Genomic DNA, 16,830 nt, shown 5'->3' with positions numbered 1-16,830 from the left:
CGCTTTGAGTGTTTAGTGTTAACAGGCCCTAATCATTTAGAAGGGGCTGGGTCCATGCAGATTCATATTTGATGTCCTCTATTGGGTTTTCCTGAAGTTTTGAAGATGTTATCTTACTCCTTACAAACAATATATCGTCCTTTATTTCGAAATCGGCAGTAGTACCTTCAACAACTTTCAACTCCTTTACCTCTGTTTCCCCCTTAAGGCAGCCCAAAAAAGTAATGGTATAGTTTACCCCGGCTTCCGGTTCCACTTCCACCTTTACATTCTTTTTATCATAATCCAAGTTTTTAAGGCTAACCCCGGTGGAGGAATAAAAATCGCCCTTTTCCATGGCCTCTATCAAAGCGGGAGCTGATAAGGTATCTGACTGCACCATGACCCAACCCCTCCCGGAATTGCTCCATTTATTGCCCATTTTATGGTAATTGTGCGAATCATCGGTGGCCAATCCGTACATAAGGGGCTTTTTGGCCGCTATATAGGAAATATTGATCTGATCCCACATTTCCTCTGTAGAAATATGGGTGGAATCGCCCATATTGTGCACCGTGGGATGGCCATTGTACACTTCAAAAAAGCGTTCTCCCTTCAAGGAAATCATATCTTGAAGGCTAATACTGTAATAAAAGTTGGGATGGTTTATATGCGGCATAATAGGAATCCCGGTTTCTTTCCGCTGCTTAAGTACCGCATCCAAATTGTTTTGCATTACCTCGGAGATACTATTGCCTCCTTGGGGTTCTATCTTTTCCTGAATATTTGTAGCGTTCATATGAACATGTTTGTCCTCGTACCTGTCCGTTATTTCCTCCGAATGGACCACCAAAAATTCTCCAGGCTTTTCAAAAAGGTCCCTATACTCGGTATACGTCTTTAATTTTACATGCACCTTTCCGGAATCCGTTTTATAATTTACCCAATCCTCCCCATAGGTTTCCAAATAGCTCTTGAAACTGTTTTGATAAATGGAATCTTCCCTTACCTGTATCCATTTTTCCTCCATAGAAATGGTATTATGGTCCGATAGGGCAATAAATTGGTAATCGTTGGACTTGTACCAATCCAAGATAGTTTCAGGGAACTCGTCCCCATCGCTCCAGAAGGAATGGGTATGTAAATTCCCTTTGTACCACTTTTTGGCAACAGCTTCTTCAGCATTTTTAGTACTATCTCCGCAGCTCCCGATTAGAAAGGGCAAAATCAACAAAATAGGGGACAAAGAATATTTCATTTCTAGGTTTGTTTGGTTAATTAATGCAAAAGTTAATAAAAATGTATTAGAAATAAAGCAATACACTAAAAATCAATAATTTTAGTACATGACAAAAATCGTCTTAATAAGGTTTCTCTGAAAATCCGTTTTTCCCCAACCCTAAAGGGAGCCTGATTTTCTTCGATTTCTCCCTTTAGGGTCGGGGTCAAAAATTGAGAAAAATCTTGCGGAATTAAATTTTGTCATGTACTAAGATCAATAACAAAAGATTACAATTAAATAACACGTGCTTCGAAATAACTAAGGAACACCATATAGTACAATATGTAAAACCAATTGCATTTTCATCTATTTTTGTCCGATTTTTAAAACGGTAGAAGATTGGCAGAACTATTTGAACAACTGGAGTTTAAGGAGAATCCCCTTTTTGAAAAAGTGATAGAGGACATCCTGACACAGAAATACAGTATTGTGGACCATTTCTTTTCTCCGGAAGAGGTGGCCCAATTGCGTAATTCCCTATTGGCCAAATATGAAGGGGAGCGGTTTAAAAAAGCGGCCATTGGGAATCGTCTCAACGAATTTATCATAACGGCGATCCGGGGCGATTTTATACTGTGGATGGATGAACGTAGTAAGGACGTGCTGGAGCAGCAATTCTTTTTGAAAATTAATGAATTGGCCCATTATCTGAACCAGACCTGCTTTATGGGAATCCTGTTCAAGGAATTTCACTATGCCATCTATCCTGAAGGCACTTTTTACAAAAGACATTTGGATACCTTTCAGAATGACGACAGACGTAAACTCTCCATGGTCTGCTATCTAAATGAACCGGACTGGATCCCAGAAAAAGATGGGGGGGAATTGGTACTTTACCTGCCCACGGAAAACGGGGAAGAGGCAAAGCATATTGCCCCCTTTCCGGGAAGGGTAGTTATCTTTGAAAGTCAGGAATTGGAACACGAGGTGAAACCTGCCCATCGGGAACGGCTGAGCATCACCGGGTGGTTAAAGACCAGATAACCGACTTATCGCTTATATTTTCTATTGTTTTTAATTCGATTTACGAAATAAACTACCAATAGCACCAAGGCCAATAGGGGGAAAACAAAGTTCCCGTTCAAAAATGATAAAATATCCATTAGAAAAGTTTAAAAAAATAAAACGCCGAACAGGGCCGGTTATTGCTTCTTCACAAAAAACGCCACGATCGCCGAAGTAACGATTCCCATAGTCAGTGCTCCAAAAAGACTTTGAAGTATATAGCTTTTTAAATTAAAATAGCTCTCCGCAGCTTCCCGATCCATTTTCCCCGAATCCACCACAAAATTAATAACATTCGTAAAATATTCTGGCGTAATTAAAGTACTGGTAATGTATTGGGTAATTGGACTTATTACGGCAATGATCACACTTAAAATAATACCGCTGATAAATCCCTGTTTCCAACTCATTTTTCCATTGTAATCTACTTTTCGTTTGTCCAACAGGGCCAATACGTAGACTGCAATAGCAATGAGGGCGAAAAAATTGGTATATATGGCGTGCTTTTCAATGAGTACATCGTGCCAGCCCATAGATTTCTCAAAGACCATCCAGAGCAGAGTGGCCAATGCAAAAATAATGGCCCATTTAATTTCGATACGGAACTTTCCCATAATTTAGTTGTTTTTGAATTTTTCCAATGCCTTCTTGGTTTCTTCGGAAATGGCCAAACGGCCGGTTATTTCTGCCCGGTTGGTCAATAAAGTATCCCAATTTCCAGTCCCTTCCCAAAGCACTTTTTTCCATTCTTCCATAGCCTCTGGATTGTATTGGGCCAATTTTTCCGTGAAAATTTCCAGTTCCTTGTCCATTTCTTCCTGTTTACCGAAGACCTTTGAAAACAAACCCTTCTCCTGTGCCCAATAAGCACTTTTCCATTCATTGGGGGAAAGCGACAGTTCCGAAAGGGCGGCTACACCAATTTTTCGCTGTACCGCCGGGGCGATCACCAAGGGGGCGATGCCTATGCTAAGTTCCGACAACCGTATGGAAGCCGCCTCCAAGGCAAATACATAATCGCATGCCGCGATAATGCCTACCCCTCCCCCTACGGCCTTGCCCTGCACCCTGCCCACAATGAGCTTTTTACAGTTCCGCATGGCATTGATAAGATGGGCAAAGCCACTGAAGAATATTTTACCCTCGGAAATATTGTCCACTTCCAACAACTCATCCAAAGAGGCTCCGGCGCAGAATGTCCTATCCCCTTCGGATTTTAATATGATTACCGATACGGCTTCATTATTGGATAATTCCCCCAAGGTCTTTGTAAGCCTCTCCAGTAGTTCCAATACAAATGAATTGCCGGCAGGATGTCCAAATTCTATGGTGGCAATACCATTTACAATATTGGTGTATAAACTTCCATTTGATCGGGTAGTGCCCATTTTGTTATCGTTTGTTGTTATTATTTCCCAATTGTTCCCCCTTCTTATATGAATGGCCTAAAATTGGGGGGGATCCTCTTAGGATCAGTTCCGATTCAACCTCAGCTTATTGCTATTGGGAAAATTTAAAATTTATGGTATTAATTCAAATTTACACGTTTTGGAGAAGCGGACGAAACTTTCGCCTAAATTTCCATACCAAGGCCCCGCCCCTAATAAACATCCAAAGCGTAAAGGCGATCCAAATTCCATAAAGGCCCCACCCTAGGAACTTACCAAGGAAAAGCATAGGGACAAAACCGAGAAAAGTGGCGGCCAATAGCACATTCCTAAGGTATTTCATTTCCCCTAGGCCTTTAAAAAGTCCGTCGAAAACAAAGGCGACCATGTTCATTGGAATTCCTAGAATTAAAATAAAGAATATGGAATAGAAGGCCTGCAATACGGTTGGATCATTGGAAAATATACGTCCAATAGGCTTATAGAACAGGAAACCAGCGGCAGCAAGTATCACACTGATCACAAAACCGTACAACATTATTTTTTTGGACAAATCCCAAAGTCCGTTGTAATTCTTGGCACCCAAAAGCTTACCGCCCATTATATTCCCTGCGGCCCCATAGCCATCAATAAAAAAGGCAGAAAAAAGCCAAAGATTAATTGCTATGGTATGTGCCCCAATATATTTGTCCCCTAGGGCAGTTGCCTCCCTAACCGCCAAAATTAAGGCTATATTTAAGGCCAGTGCCCTTACAAAAAGGTTTAGGCTCATGACCACCAACCTGCCCAATTCCCGGTGCAGGGGGAATGTTAGGGAAAGTCTGATATTTGTTTTTGTAATCAGTAGAACAAAAGCCATTAAAGCCATAATACCCTGGGCAATTAGACTGGCCCAGGCCGCCCCTTCCAAATACATTGGGGAAATTAGCCCTTCCAAGCCATATACCAGAACAAGGTCCAGTACTATATTCAATACAGCCCCGGTGATGGCGATCAACATAGGATAATAGGTATTCTGCAAACCCCTAAATATGCCCATAACGGCAAATACGAACAGGGTTAGGGGGAAACCCCAGACCCTTATGGAATAATAAGAAATACATAGCTCCAAAATTTTGCCGGAGGCGTTTAGCAAAACAAATATTTCCTCTACGACAAAAACGGTGGAGAGGAGAATCACAATACTCAGCAAAATGTTAAGATAAATGGCCTGTGCAGGGAGCGTTTTGACCCCATCCAACCGCCCCGCACCCAAATATTGCGAAATAATAGCGGAAATGGCGCTACGTGTCTGGCCCAATATCCAAATCAACATGGATAAAAATGATCCCACTATGCCTGCCGCTGCCAAGGATTCCATCCCGTCTTGGGGAATATTCCCCACTATGGCCGTATCGGTTATGGACAGCAGGGGTTCGGCTATGCCCGCAATAGTGGCGGGAATGGCCAGATTATTAATGGTCTTAAAATTAATTGGGTGCTTCAAAAAAAGGAATATTTTATAAAATTAGCTCATAACAATGGAAGGGAAATTCACTTTGTTTGGGGAAGTATATATCCCCAACTGCCCGGTAACCGCGTGCCTGATAAAATTTATTATTACGGGCATTTTTGCTGAAGGTATCCAGCCTAACGGAAACAAATCGGCCCTTACGGGCATGATTCTCTGCAAAATCCATTAAAACTTTGGCATAGCCCTTGTTTTGTTCTTGGGGATGTATTGCCAAACGGTGAATATACATATTGTTGTTATTGGGCATTGACCAACTAATGGGAAAATATTCTTCATCCATTAGTGTGGACAATACAATGGTCCCGATTAGTTGGTCATTTTCCTCCAAAACATAAAGTTCCTTCCGGCCAATATCCTTTCTAAAGGCTTCTTCTGAAGGATAGTGCTCGTTCCATTGAAAGATTCCCTGGTCTATCATACTTTTAGCACAGGCCCTTGTAATACTAAGAATTTCCGGAATTTCCGATATCTTTGCCAATCTAATCATGTACGGTTGAATTTAATTTGTAAATTTATGCTATTCATAAACAATTGAATTATTTAAAAGGGAACAATCCCATTATTTGTTAATAACCAGGAGGTTTAACTACGCCATGTCTGACCAACAAAAAAGTATGGGCGTTAAAAACAATTAATACTGAACTTATGCAAAATATCCTTGTTCCTATTGGAACTTCTGAGAATGCCCATGAAACATTACAATATGCGGTAGATTTTGCTACCGAATTTGACTCCAACGTTTATGTAATGGAGGTATTTAGTGTTAGTGCCAGTGCAAGCAGTCTGGCCAATATCCGGGAAAAACTGGACGAACTTACCAAAGAGCATATAAAAGGGGTCATTGAAAAGGTAGATGCAAGGAATATTAATATTAAGATAGCCACCTATAACGGTGATATTGTTGATGGCCTTAAGGATATTGATAGGGACCTAGGGATAGATTTAATTATTTTGGCGCCCAGAAGTAATGACATACAGGAAGAATATTATTTAGGAAATACTTCGGGAAAAATTGTAAAACAAACCGATATCCCTACCCTAATCGTGCCCAAAGGGACCGTTTTCAAACCCTTCAAAACCATCTTGACCGCCTTTAAATCCGGGGTATTAAAGCAGAAGAGCATTTTAAACCCTTTGATTGAAGTTAAGGAAAAGTTTGATTCCAAGGTAAGCCTGTTATTTGTAAAGACACCGGGCTACACCAAGGAGGATCTTAAAATAAACATGTCCCTAATGGGCTTGAGCTCCGAACTTACCCAATCTGAAAATCCATCCACCTATTTGGGGGTTTTGCAGCATTTTGAAGCCAAACATCCCGATCTGTTATGTGTTTTTAGGAGAAAAAGAGGGTTCTTTAAAAAATTATGGGAAAGGAACACTATTCTTAAATCCGAATTTTATGCCCCGGTACCTGTTTTGGTCTTAAGTGTAAAGAAAGACTAAGAAATTTGGAATTAGCTGAAATTGTACTTTGATTATGTTGGAAAAAGTATTTTCTTTGCGGCAGCCAAATTTGGGGGATTAGCTCAGCTGGCTAGAGCGCTTGCCTGGCAGGCAAGAGGTCACCGGTTCGACTCCGGTATTCTCCACTTAACAAACATAGGGCTTCCAAGAGATTGGGAGCTTTTTTATTTTCCCTAAAATTGAAAAAAGGCTCACTTTAGGCTCACTTTTTCTTTTTAACAGAACTTTAACTATTTCATACTCCATTTGATATTGTTTGATATCATTCAATTTGCACTTCTTAGATTTTTAAAAAGAATAGACTTGAATATCCTAAACTTAAATCGATTTTGATATGGTTGTTTCTCAGTTTGGTTATATATCCAATGCCTTGGTCGACATCCTCTGCTTTACATTTTAGAATTGCGTAAATTACTCAGGATCAACATCCCTTCATTTATAAATGGCCTTGACATGCTAGAATTTCATTATAGATTTTGGATTAATTTAGGGAAGTATAACTGAAATAAAGAAAATGTTTGGTACTGCAAAATCTCTAAATTACCACCAATCCAATCAAATTGAATTCATAGTTTCATGTCTTCTTTCTAATCTTTTATTCTTCCTTGTTTTGATATATTTTCCTATACAAAACTGCTTTGCCCAGGAACTCACTTCCATGAAGGAAATTAAAATCTTGAATCCGACCTATGATGAAATTATGGAATTGGAAGATGAAGCCTACGAAAATAATGAACTTGAGAGACTTCGTATCTTAACTGATATCCACATTCAGAAAGCAAAGAGTGAGGACAACCCCTTGGAAATGGCAAGCGGATATTACTACCGCACAATCATAGAGGAATCAGATTTGGCGATTACCTATTCTGACTCTATAATTTTAGCGACGATGGATAGTGACCATTCCAAATATCCCACCTTTGGCTATATTCTAAAGGCAATAATTTATTATGACATAGGCGATTATGAAACATCTATGCACAACTATCTAACTGCCTATGATCTAGCCGTGGAAAAAAAGAATTATGAGGACCAACTCACCTGTTCCATGGCCATAGCAGCAATAAGAAATATCAATGGACAACCACATGCAGCTGCCGATATTTACATTAGATCATTAAAATTATTGGAAAAAGAGGAGGATTATGAAAATAGTCAATATAGGGATTATATGCTCTTGATGTACAACCTTTCCTTGGCCCATCTAAGGTTATCTCAATTGGACTCTGCGCGGTACTATTTAGAGTCGGGTGTTCATAAGGCTATCTCTGTAAACGATACCTTGGAATATCGTGATTTCGTTTTAGTGGGGGCCCAGTTGGATTATTATGAAGGAAATTATCAAAAGGCAAAGGATACCCTTATAAAATATACGAACCAATTGGAAGGGAATAGCAAGGCCATGAAATTGTATTATTTAGGGAAGATGGCACAAAACTCAGGAGATCATCCCATAGCCATTACCTTTTTTCAACAAATTGATTCCATTGTGGAAGTCACAAAAAAGCCGTTTGATGAGATTAAGGATGTATACCAGCAATTAATTAGGCACTATGGTCTACAAGATGAACAGCAGCTGGAAATTGAGTCTATCGAAAAACTTATCTTTTTTGATAGTTTAATGACCAAAGATCATAAAGGAGTTTTTATGCAGGCCACGATGGCCTATGATATTCCCTATCTCAAACTTCAAAAAAAGAAAGCAGAGGAACAGCTGAAGGTTAAATCCACCTGGATTATCATTTTGGGGGCAATGGCTGGGTTTGTTGCCCTGATAGGCATCTACTTCTATATCAGGGTACGGAAGACGAAAAAAAAAGTGAAAGAACTGATGGATGGTATTAAACCCATTAGATCTTCCTCCCGAAAAGTAGGCACACATCCTGAATCAGTTCCTGAAGAGATACGGAATGAACTCTTGATGAAATTGGAAGCGTTCGAGAATTCGGACCTATATTTGAGAAAAGATCTTGATATGGCCCAATTAGCTCAAGAAATGGATACCAATACCTCTTATTTGTCAATTATTATAAATCATTACAAACAGATGAGTTTCCCGAAATATATAAAAGATCTGAAAATTACCACAGCGATTGAGATGCTTTCAAAAGACCCAGAACTTTTGAAATACAACTATCAGGGATTGGCGGAAACCTTTGGCTTCAAAACTGGGGAGTCTTTTTCAAAAGCATTCCACCAGAAGACCGGGGTATATCCTTCCAATTTATTAAAGGAATTAAAGATCAGAAAGAACACCCAGCAATAACCGATCAGTAACGATGACCGTATCCCGCTGTTAAATTCCCCATTATTCGCCTTTAATTTATAAATGCCACATTGAATTTATAAATGACCTTCCATACCATTTTTATTTCTTTATTTTTCTAATGATATTTAATAGAGCATTATTAATGGATTCTTTGATGATTGGCTAAAACGATTCATTAGGGATTTAAAAGAATAGGACAATGGATTGGCTACGATCCCAGGAAGAAATTGAATCTGAATTGCACCATATAGAACGATCATTCTTAAGTACGATAGTATCATACGATAAGGTTATTTCTCATTGCCAACATATTTTGGAGGAATATCGCATAGCTGTAGTTTCCAAAGGCTTCCCTGACGAAGCATCTGAAATTCAGTTTTTTAAAAAGGATAAACCCTACCTTTTTGGTCTTCTTCTTCAATATACTCATCAGCTTTCTTTTGAATTGGATTTCCCTAATATCCCCTATGCCGGGAATGATGATATTGTCAATAAAAAAATAGAGGAAGTCACTGCCTTTCTCTCCAGCCATAAGGATATGGTCCTATACCTTGAACTGCAAAGTAAAACATTCGATTCTCAATTTTTCCTAAGAAAGAACAGGGGACTATTTACCTATCCAGGTCGTCATGACCATAGTTTTGATTCCGAATTTTGTACTTCCCATGATGGATTGATTGCCAATATAGTTGGATATCAAGGTTTCCTGCAATTTCTTCAACAAAAATTGAGTATTTCCATGCCCTTTCCAAAAATACCTTTTCCCAACATTAACTGGACCGGGTCCAAGATTGCCCTTACGGAACTTGGCTTTGCCCTGTTTTATAGTGGTGCCGTTAATCACGGCAATGCCAGTCTGAAATCTATAATTCAATTGTTGGAGCAGGTAACGGGTACAGATCTAGGGGATTATCACCATACAGCAATCCGAATCAGAAACCGTTCTCACCCCACCAAATTTATGGATAAACTTAAAATTTCCTTGCAGAATTGGATGGCCAATCTGGACGAATAAAAAATGTCAGGTCATAGTCAATTGACTGTTTAACATTTCTTGACGAAATCACTCAAATTATACCAAATTTCGTCCGGATGCGAGGTGTTTTCCTGCCAATTTGTTCATATTTAATGCAATAATCAGTTATGTCAACTGGCTATGACTTGGCAATTTATTCCAAAACTCCTTTTCAACTTTGTATCCGAACCACAGACAACTACAATTAAGTAGGTTCTGTATTAAATCAATGGATATGCCAACAGCTATTATCACTACGGACGATCTGCGGGAATTTAAACTGGAACTTCTCGACGAGATCAAGGAATTGTTGAACGAAAAACATTCTAAAATGACAAAGAAGGAATGGCTCAGGAGCACCCAGGTTATGGATATGCTCCAAATAAGTATGACCACCCTTCACGGCCTCCGGGTTAACGGAACCCTTCCATTTATCAAAATTGGGGGACTTATTTTTTATGAAGCAGGGGAAATCGAAAAAGTTCTTAAGGAGAATACCGTGAAACCCTTTAAGACAAAGAGATGAATTACATAAGACATCTAAATTCTGTTTTTGAATTGTTTACGAAGGATTCTAGGCTCAATCCCACACATATCAGTATCTATATCGCTCTTTTCCAACTGTGGAACATCAACCGTTTTACAGAATCTTTTTATGTCAACCGGGAGGAAGTGATGCGTATTGCAAAAGTTGGTTCAAAGAGCACTTATCATCGCTGTCTAAAAGAATTGGACTATTGGAAATATCTCAGGTATTTGCCCTCGCACAATCCGTACAAAGGAAGCCGGGTACACATGCTCAAATTCGGTATAACTGATGATACTAGCACTGGGGCAACTATAGGTTCAGGTAGTGGCCAAGTAGAGGGACAAGCATTAGTACCTAATATAAACATTAATAAACAAAATAAAAACATTAATAAACATAAGCTACCCAAAAATGAAAATGAGGTTTTGGATTTTTTTAAAAAAGAGAAATGGCCCGCTAATGAAGCAAAAAAATTCTTCAATCATTACACTTCTATCGGGTGGAAAGTTGGTGGAAAAATACCGATACTGGATTGGCATTCTACGGCCAAGAACTGGATGTTAAAGGGCGAAGAAATAAATAAAGAAAAAACGCTGCACGGACCGTCCCAAAAACGGGACAACTTAAAAATCACTAAAGACAAGGACTATGGACAACCCCTCTAAAATTATCGAAGATGGTACGGAATATACCCTTGGTGTGTTCGACGGGAAAGAAGTGCTCTATGATTTCGACAAGATCTTGATTTACTTGAACGCCAAAGGAAAACTGCTCTTTGGCAAGCAATTCCAGATTTTTGACCGGGATAGGGACATCGTATTCAAACTGTGCAATTACTTCATCAATGACAAGGACTTTTGCAATAAAGAGAATATCGACCCCACAAAAGGTGTTCTTCTTACCGGTCCAGTGGGCTGTGGCAAGACAAGCCTAATGAAGTTGATCCGCCATCTTGTACCGAAGCAACGCCCTTACCAAGTGATTCCCTCAAGGAATATTACATTCAGTTTCAACCATTTGGGCTATAAGACCATCGAAGAGTTTGGGAACGGTAGATCCTACTGCTTCGATGATCTGGGGATAGAGCCGATCGGCCGCTACTATGGCAGGGACTGCAACGTGATGGGCGAAGTGCTATTATCCCGATATGAACTGTTTCTTCAGACCAAGGGGAAGGTCAAGACCCACGCCACCACAAACCTTAACGCCGAGGAACTGGAAGAGCTTTACGGCAACCGTGTCCGCAGCCGGATGCGGGATATTTTTAACCTGATCGCATTTGATAAGAATACTAACGACAAACGCAAGTAATTATGAAACTGGCCACATTTAATATCCAAAACCTTTTCCATCGGGACCGGACCAATTCGGAAAGAACATTCGGCAAATGTATGTCCGACTGGGTCAATGAACTCGATGGCCTTCTTAAGAAAAACGATCGGCACGGATCAAATGCCGAGCGTATCCAAGAACTTAGCTTTTTGCTCGGGTTCGACAAAACATATCACCAACCTTATGCGGTAATGCGCCGCAGGGCCGGCTATCTTTTTCTAAAGGGCAAAAATTACTCCAAGGAGCTGGCCGCCAATGAGATTAACGATTGGAACGGTTGGGTCTCCCTCAGGACCGTCCCTATCAAAACATTGGCCGTAAAAAATAAGGCAAGGGTGATAGCGGATATCGATCCCGATATTTTACTGTTACAGGAAATTGAGGACAGGGCGTCCTTGGAAGAGTTTAACCAGGAGTTCCTCCCCGAGATGGGTTGTTGTCCTTTTGACGAGATTTTCGTGGTGCAGGGGACCGATAAACGTGGGCTGGAAATGGCCATAATGACCAAGAACGGATATAGATTGCAATCTATTAGAAGCCATATCTACGATCAAGATGAAAATGGAAATCCACCCTTTAAAAAAGACCTATTGGAGTATGAGGTCAAGACCCCGTCCGGTACTATATGCCATCTTATTTCCGCGTATTTTCAGGAGCGCACGGCAGATATCGATAAAACCGACCGTATACGAAAGGCACAGGCTATGAAAGTAGCAGAGGTTTATAAGGGTTTGCAAGAAGATGGTAAAACCAATATTTCCATTGCTGGGACCCTGAATAACGTCCCTTACAGTGACTGCCTCTCCCCCCTACTCCGAGGTACCGATCTTAGGGATATTACCAAACACCCATCGTTCAACGTTGATATTGATAAGGGAAATGATGCTAGTTACTTTCGTCTTGGGGCATATCGAATGGGGGTCAATATTAAGCAGAAAGATTATCTCTTGCTCTCCCCGGAACTCTTTGAAAATGCCGAGGCAGGTGGTCTCAATCGTATGGCCATATGGCCATTAGAAAAACCGATGTGGTCCGTGTATTCAACCGTCCAGGAAAAGTCACAGGAAGCAAGTGGGCATCCTGCGCTATGGGCGGATATCAAGATTTAGGTTTTCTAAGGCCATTGATAGCAGCTTTGAGTTCCAAGGCTATCGTTAGGAGCAATACTCTAATATTCCGGATTACGGCAGTAAACATTTCTTCCATACAATTATTTTGATAGGATTAAACTTTGAAGAACCGACAACGCAAGTGCACGGATATTTCCTTCCTCGCCCATATGCACTGCCTCAACTGAGTTGGATAAAAAACCAAACTCCACAAGCACGGAAGGAATCTGCCGGGACCCTTCCCTAAGAACCTGAAAGTTGGCAAACTTTACGCCACGGCTTTTAAAGCCTAGATTTTTTTGATTGGCTTTTTGAATGTTATAGGCCAATAAAATAGATTCATTGGTATGTTCCCCCTTTCGATCGGAAACATAAACTTCAATACCCTTTGCATTAGGGTTTTCCGAATGATTGCAATGCAGGGAAATAAATATATCGGCATTCAGCCTTTTTGCCAATTTTGTCCTTTCACCCAAAGAAATCAAGGTATCCGTATATCTGCTCAGGTATATTTCAAGGGCATTATCAAAGAGATTTTGGTTATATCGCACCATTTCCTTGGCAACTTTCAGCACGACATTCTTTTCAATAATGCCATTGGTTCCCGTAGCACCGGAATCCGTTCCTCCATGACCCGGGTCTATGACCACTACCTTTTTGGAACTTTCTTTGAATTGGGAAAATAATGCTCTTGGGCTCCATAAAATACCTGCCACGATCAACCCTATAAAAAATCGACTTTGAATGGTCATCACACTTTTATTTTTGAACAATTTGCAACGTTTTTCTCCTTTCCTTAGGAATCTTCCAAAGTTTAACAAGATTTCGAGTTAAAGTTTAGAGATTTCCTTCTCTAAGCTTCTTTTCTCAATAGATTTCACAAAATTTATATATCACGTCCAACTCGGACGGCAAAGTAAACAGGCATAGGGATTTAATAACCAAAAACGAACAGTTATGAAAAAATCACTTTTTATGTTAATGGGAATGCTGCTTATGGCAATGCCCACTTTTGCACAGATCGGTGGTATCGAGGATTCTGTAAACGATGTTTCGGACACCATCAGGACCATCTTTCCAATAATTTTAGGCGTCATCTTCCTTATCGGTTTCCTTTTCAATGCAGGACACTTCTTTGGCGAAAACGCAGATCTAAAAAAGGGAATTACTAGAGTTCTTGTATTTGTCCTTATCGCCGGTGCGGTAGTGGGCATATTTACCTATCTAATTTCAATCGTGGTATAGTGAAGCAGTTCGAAGTATATAAGAACATCAGAAAACAGGCGGTCATTTTTGGACTGCCCATTTCACTTTTTGCCCTAATGATGATGTCCATACTTGCGTCATTGATGGTCATCATCTTCTCGTTCAGCTTCGGGATGATTATAGGCATAATGATTTTTAATGCTGCGCTCTACGTGGTATTGACCCGAATTACCAACAATCCACAACTATTTCAGACGGGGAAGGTCTTCCCAAGAATTATAAGTAACAAACGAAATTCCGGCCTCGATTATGAATAAGTTCAATCTTTCGGCATATCGGCCAATTGTAGATATTCAGGACCATATCGTTTTTGCCAATAATGGCAATGTAGTCCTATGCTATGAAGGAAATCTACCGGAAATCTACTCCTTGTCCGAAAAGGATTTTGAGGATATGCATGGTGCCTGGTTTCAGGCCTTAAAATCTTTGCCCGTTGGGACTGTAGTTCACAAACAGGATGTCTACCTCAAAAAATCCTATTCCTCGGAGCAACTTCCGAATTCAACTTTTTTGGAAAAGGCCACACACGAGTATTTTAAGGGACGTGGACATATTGAACATCGTTGCTATTTGTTCTTCATATTGACCAAAAACAAAGCACTCAACAACCCAAAATACGTCAATCCCTTCAGAAAAGTTTCAAATGGAATTGTACAGGAACTGGATGGCAACATTAAAAGCTTCGTCAACTCCGTAAGCGACTCGGTTTCCTTTATAAACAATAGCCGGAAAGTATCTCTCAGAACATTGAATGAAAATGAAATTGTCAGCCTCACAGAGACCTTTTTCAACGGCTTCAACGAAGGCTTTGATACCGATATTTTACTGGATAAGAAAAGCGTCAATATTGGTGAAAACCATTTTGATGCCCTGGCCATCAATAGTGAACTGTGCTTTGGCGAAAGCGTACAGAGCAGCAAGACCAATGAAAAATTCACTTCTGATGATTTTGTGTTTCATCAAGGGTTTATTGATGGCCTAGGGCTTACGCTAAATGAAAACCATATCGTCAACCAAATCCTGTATTTGGATGACAAACAAAAGTGGCGCAAGCTGCTCGATAAGAAAATTGAGGAACTGAAAAAGAGTTCGAATTTTGGTTCACAGAACAAAGTGGTTCTTGGAAAGATCCAGCACATTCTTGACCAAATCAATGCCGATGATAATGCGCGGATTATCCGCGGTCACCTCAATATTGTCTATTGGGCCAAAGAATCCAAAGAGCTCGACAAAATAACGTCAATGATAAAGACCGAATTCAAGGAACTGGATATTATCCCCTACTATCCCCGTGGTGAAGAACGCAAAAATTATATATTGAACAGTTACTGCTGCTTCTCTTCCAATTTCTCGAACAACGATCTGTACGTTACCGATTTGAAACACGCACTGTGTTTGTTTATAAACAACACCAATTATAAATCTGATACTACCGGGATCATCTTTAATGACAGGGAACATAATATTCCAGTTCTAAAGGATGTTTGGGACGAACGAAAGAAACGAATAAAGGCAAGGAACTTTGCCATTTTCGCGCCCACAGGCGAGGGAAAATCCTTTTTGGCCAATAACATCCTGCGTCAATATTTTGAAAGTGGCGTTCGTCTGGTCATTATAGATTTGGGGGGCTCGTATACCAAATTCGCAAAACTCTATCCCGAAAAATACACGGTGCTTCGCTACGAGAGCGGAAAGAATCTGGGCATCAATCCATTTTATATCAGTAACCAAAATGACCTGACACCGGAACGTCTTGAAGATCTGTCCGTGTTCCTTTTTGAATTGTTCGCTTCAGATCTGAAAGTAACCAAGGCACAATCGGTTTCCATCAAGAAAATACTACGGCATTATTACGATAGCACTGTGGAAAATCATTCATTGGAAGGCTTCTATAACTTTATCGAAAGGAATCGGGAAGACCTTCTCAATACCCTTAAAATCCATCCCGACTACTTCAATGTTACAAGCTTCCTGCACGTAATGTCCGAGTACGTCGGCGATGGTCTATATAGCTTTCTTTTTGAGGTCAGCGAAGACCAAACCTATAAGATCGAGGACAAAAGATTGATAGTTTTTGAACTGGATGAAGTAAAGGATAATAAGGAAATCCTGTCCGTAATGTTGAAGCTGATCAAGTCGGCGATCCAAAGGACTATTTGGAAAAATAGAGCTGAAAAAGGAATCATCCTATTCGATGAGTTTGCCAAACAACTCAAGTTTGAAAACGTACTGGAAAGTGTTGAATTCTATTACCAAGCTATCCGTAAACAGAACGGTGCAATTGGGATTATTTTGCAATCCATTAATCAACTGCCCAACAATTCTACTTCCGCAAGTATTCTGGAAAACACACAGGTCATTTATAGCCTGAACAATGAGAAAGGCTATGATGAACTGGTCAAAAGGCTTAACCTTTCCAGCCATGACCTGAACCAATTAAAATCGATCAAGAACAATCTTTCCGGACAAAGGAAGTACACCGAAATGTTCATCAAAATAGGAAAGGAAAGCAACATTTTTCGGCTCGAAGTCCCAAAGGAGGTCTATGCCGCCTATCTAACCGATGGACAAGAAAACGAAGCCATAATGGCCATTTACGAAAGGACCCAGAATATGGAACAAGCCATTAAAGAATTCACATCTAAAACACCATAAAATGAAATCACAGATTCACGAATA

The 16,830-nt window shown here is 40.1% G+C and carries 17 protein-coding genes and 1 tRNA gene; 12 read left to right on the top strand and 6 right to left on the bottom strand.

Annotation, left to right across the window (positions count from 1 at the left end; all coding sequences use genetic code 11):
- Positions 1-28: 28 nt before the first annotated feature.
- The gene (locus D0S24_RS10625) at positions 29-1,237 is read right to left on the bottom strand and encodes a PHP domain-containing protein (RefSeq protein ID WP_117019836.1); all 1,209 of its coding nucleotides are present in this window, start codon (positions 1,235-1,237) and stop codon (positions 29-31) included.
- A 363-nt stretch (positions 1,238-1,600) separates the two neighbouring features.
- Here D0S24_RS10625 and D0S24_RS10620 point away from each other — a divergent pair, with 363 nt between their 5' ends.
- Positions 1,601-2,245 carry a 2OG-Fe(II) oxygenase gene (locus D0S24_RS10620; protein ID WP_117019835.1) on the top strand — a complete coding sequence of 215 codons (645 nt, stop codon included), beginning with the start codon at positions 1,601-1,603 and terminating at the stop codon, positions 2,243-2,245.
- A gap of 158 nt (positions 2,246-2,403) precedes the next feature.
- Here the strand turns inward: D0S24_RS10620 and D0S24_RS10615 are convergent, their stop codons facing one another.
- From D0S24_RS10615 to D0S24_RS10600, 4 genes are all read right to left on the bottom strand, one after another.
- Positions 2,404-2,880: a DUF4199 domain-containing protein gene (locus D0S24_RS10615; protein ID WP_117019834.1), complete on the bottom strand. Its 477-nt coding sequence runs from the start codon at positions 2,878-2,880 to the stop codon at positions 2,404-2,406.
- Positions 2,881-2,883: 3 nt separating this feature from the next.
- A complete protein-coding gene (locus tag D0S24_RS10610; RefSeq protein WP_117019833.1) occupies positions 2,884-3,654 on the bottom strand; it encodes an enoyl-CoA hydratase/isomerase family protein in 771 nt (256 codons plus the stop codon).
- Between the two features lie 151 nt (positions 3,655-3,805).
- Positions 3,806-5,140, bottom strand: coding sequence for an MATE family efflux transporter (locus D0S24_RS10605; RefSeq protein WP_117019832.1), 1,335 nt, complete (start codon positions 5,138-5,140; stop codon positions 3,806-3,808).
- A 13-nt stretch (positions 5,141-5,153) separates the two neighbouring features.
- The gene (locus D0S24_RS10600; RefSeq protein ID WP_117019831.1) at positions 5,154-5,654 is read right to left on the bottom strand and encodes a GNAT family N-acetyltransferase; all 501 of its coding nucleotides are present in this window, start codon (positions 5,652-5,654) and stop codon (positions 5,154-5,156) included.
- A 158-nt stretch (positions 5,655-5,812) separates the two neighbouring features.
- On the opposite strand from D0S24_RS10600, the gene D0S24_RS10595 reads away from it, so the two are divergent.
- From D0S24_RS10595 to D0S24_RS10560, 8 genes are all read left to right on the top strand, one after another.
- The gene (locus D0S24_RS10595; RefSeq protein ID WP_117019830.1) at positions 5,813-6,610 is read left to right on the top strand and encodes a universal stress protein; all 798 of its coding nucleotides are present in this window, start codon (positions 5,813-5,815) and stop codon (positions 6,608-6,610) included.
- A gap of 72 nt (positions 6,611-6,682) precedes the next feature.
- Positions 6,683-6,756, top strand: a tRNA-Ala gene (locus D0S24_RS10590).
- A gap of 533 nt (positions 6,757-7,289) precedes the next feature.
- Positions 7,290-8,897, top strand: a complete 1,608-nt coding sequence (locus D0S24_RS10585; protein WP_181938069.1) for a helix-turn-helix domain-containing protein — start codon at positions 7,290-7,292, stop codon at positions 8,895-8,897.
- A 202-nt stretch (positions 8,898-9,099) separates the two neighbouring features.
- The gene (locus tag D0S24_RS10580; RefSeq protein ID WP_117019828.1) at positions 9,100-9,915 is read left to right on the top strand and encodes an RteC domain-containing protein; all 816 of its coding nucleotides are present in this window, start codon (positions 9,100-9,102) and stop codon (positions 9,913-9,915) included.
- A gap of 235 nt (positions 9,916-10,150) precedes the next feature.
- A complete protein-coding gene (locus tag D0S24_RS10575; protein ID WP_117019893.1) occupies positions 10,151-10,441 on the top strand; it encodes a helix-turn-helix domain-containing protein in 291 nt (96 codons plus the stop codon).
- 32 nt (positions 10,442-10,473) lie between these two features.
- Positions 10,474-11,109, top strand: coding sequence for a hypothetical protein (locus D0S24_RS10570; protein ID WP_309545096.1), 636 nt, complete (start codon positions 10,474-10,476; stop codon positions 11,107-11,109).
- Entirely contained in the window at positions 11,093-11,755 is a 663-nt protein-coding gene (locus D0S24_RS10565) for an ATPase (RefSeq protein ID WP_117019826.1), read from the top strand. Before D0S24_RS10570 ends, D0S24_RS10565 begins: the two co-directional genes overlap by 17 nt.
- Positions 11,756-11,757: 2 nt before the next feature.
- Positions 11,758-12,885 carry a hypothetical protein gene (locus D0S24_RS10560; RefSeq protein WP_117019825.1) on the top strand — a complete coding sequence of 376 codons (1,128 nt, stop codon included), beginning with the start codon at positions 11,758-11,760 and terminating at the stop codon, positions 12,883-12,885.
- A gap of 101 nt (positions 12,886-12,986) precedes the next feature.
- Here D0S24_RS10560 and D0S24_RS10555 read toward each other — a convergent pair whose 3' ends face one another.
- Positions 12,987-13,658: an N-acetylmuramoyl-L-alanine amidase gene (locus tag D0S24_RS10555; RefSeq protein WP_251795766.1), complete on the bottom strand. Its 672-nt coding sequence runs from the start codon at positions 13,656-13,658 to the stop codon at positions 12,987-12,989.
- 184 nt (positions 13,659-13,842) lie between these two features.
- On the opposite strand from D0S24_RS10555, the gene D0S24_RS10550 reads away from it, so the two are divergent.
- The 3 genes from D0S24_RS10550 to D0S24_RS10540 are packed head-to-tail and all read left to right on the top strand — an operon-like array spanning position 13,843 to position 16,806.
- Positions 13,843-14,130: a hypothetical protein gene (locus tag D0S24_RS10550; protein WP_117019824.1), complete on the top strand. Its 288-nt coding sequence runs from the start codon at positions 13,843-13,845 to the stop codon at positions 14,128-14,130.
- On the top strand, positions 14,130-14,408 hold the full coding sequence (locus D0S24_RS10545; protein ID WP_117019823.1) for a hypothetical protein: 279 nt from the start codon (positions 14,130-14,132) through the stop codon (positions 14,406-14,408). Before D0S24_RS10550 ends, D0S24_RS10545 begins: the two co-directional genes overlap by 1 nt.
- Positions 14,401-16,806, top strand: a complete 2,406-nt coding sequence (locus tag D0S24_RS10540) for a TraG family conjugative transposon ATPase (protein ID WP_117019822.1) — start codon at positions 14,401-14,403, stop codon at positions 16,804-16,806. The genes D0S24_RS10545 and D0S24_RS10540 overlap by 8 nt, the downstream gene beginning before the upstream one ends.
- Positions 16,807-16,830 lie beyond the last annotated feature (24 nt).

The sequence above is a fragment of the Arenibacter sp. P308M17 genome, from assembly GCF_003426735.1.
Taxonomy (GTDB): domain Bacteria; phylum Bacteroidota; class Bacteroidia; order Flavobacteriales; family Flavobacteriaceae; genus Arenibacter.
This window is presented reverse-complemented; position numbering and strand designations above follow the sequence as displayed.

What these genes read in the sequence shown, in the direction of transcription:
- D0S24_RS10625 (WP_117019836.1), bottom strand. Translation starts at nt 1,237, where the DNA reads ATGAAATATTCTTTGTCCCCTATTTTGTTGATTTTGCCCTTTCTAATC.
- D0S24_RS10615 (WP_117019834.1), bottom strand. Translation starts at nt 2,880, where the DNA reads ATGGGAAAGTTCCGTATCGAAATTAAATGGGCCATTATTTTTGCATTG.
- D0S24_RS10610 (WP_117019833.1), bottom strand. Translation starts at nt 3,654, where the DNA reads ATGGGCACTACCCGATCAAATGGAAGTTTATACACCAATATTGTAAAT.
- D0S24_RS10600 (WP_117019831.1), bottom strand. Translation starts at nt 5,654, where the DNA reads ATGATTAGATTGGCAAAGATATCGGAAATTCCGGAAATTCTTAGTATT.
- D0S24_RS10595 (WP_117019830.1), top strand. Translation starts at nt 5,813, where the DNA reads ATGCAAAATATCCTTGTTCCTATTGGAACTTCTGAGAATGCCCATGAA.
- D0S24_RS10585 (WP_181938069.1), top strand. Translation starts at nt 7,290, where the DNA reads ATGAAGGAAATTAAAATCTTGAATCCGACCTATGATGAAATTATGGAA.
- D0S24_RS10580 (WP_117019828.1), top strand. Translation starts at nt 9,100, where the DNA reads ATGGATTGGCTACGATCCCAGGAAGAAATTGAATCTGAATTGCACCAT.
- D0S24_RS10575 (WP_117019893.1), top strand. Translation starts at nt 10,151, where the DNA reads ATGCCAACAGCTATTATCACTACGGACGATCTGCGGGAATTTAAACTG.
- D0S24_RS10565 (WP_117019826.1), top strand. Translation starts at nt 11,093, where the DNA reads ATGGACAACCCCTCTAAAATTATCGAAGATGGTACGGAATATACCCTT.
- D0S24_RS10560 (WP_117019825.1), top strand. Translation starts at nt 11,758, where the DNA reads ATGAAACTGGCCACATTTAATATCCAAAACCTTTTCCATCGGGACCGG.
- D0S24_RS10550 (WP_117019824.1), top strand. Translation starts at nt 13,843, where the DNA reads ATGAAAAAATCACTTTTTATGTTAATGGGAATGCTGCTTATGGCAATG.
- D0S24_RS10540 (WP_117019822.1), top strand. Translation starts at nt 14,401, where the DNA reads ATGAATAAGTTCAATCTTTCGGCATATCGGCCAATTGTAGATATTCAG.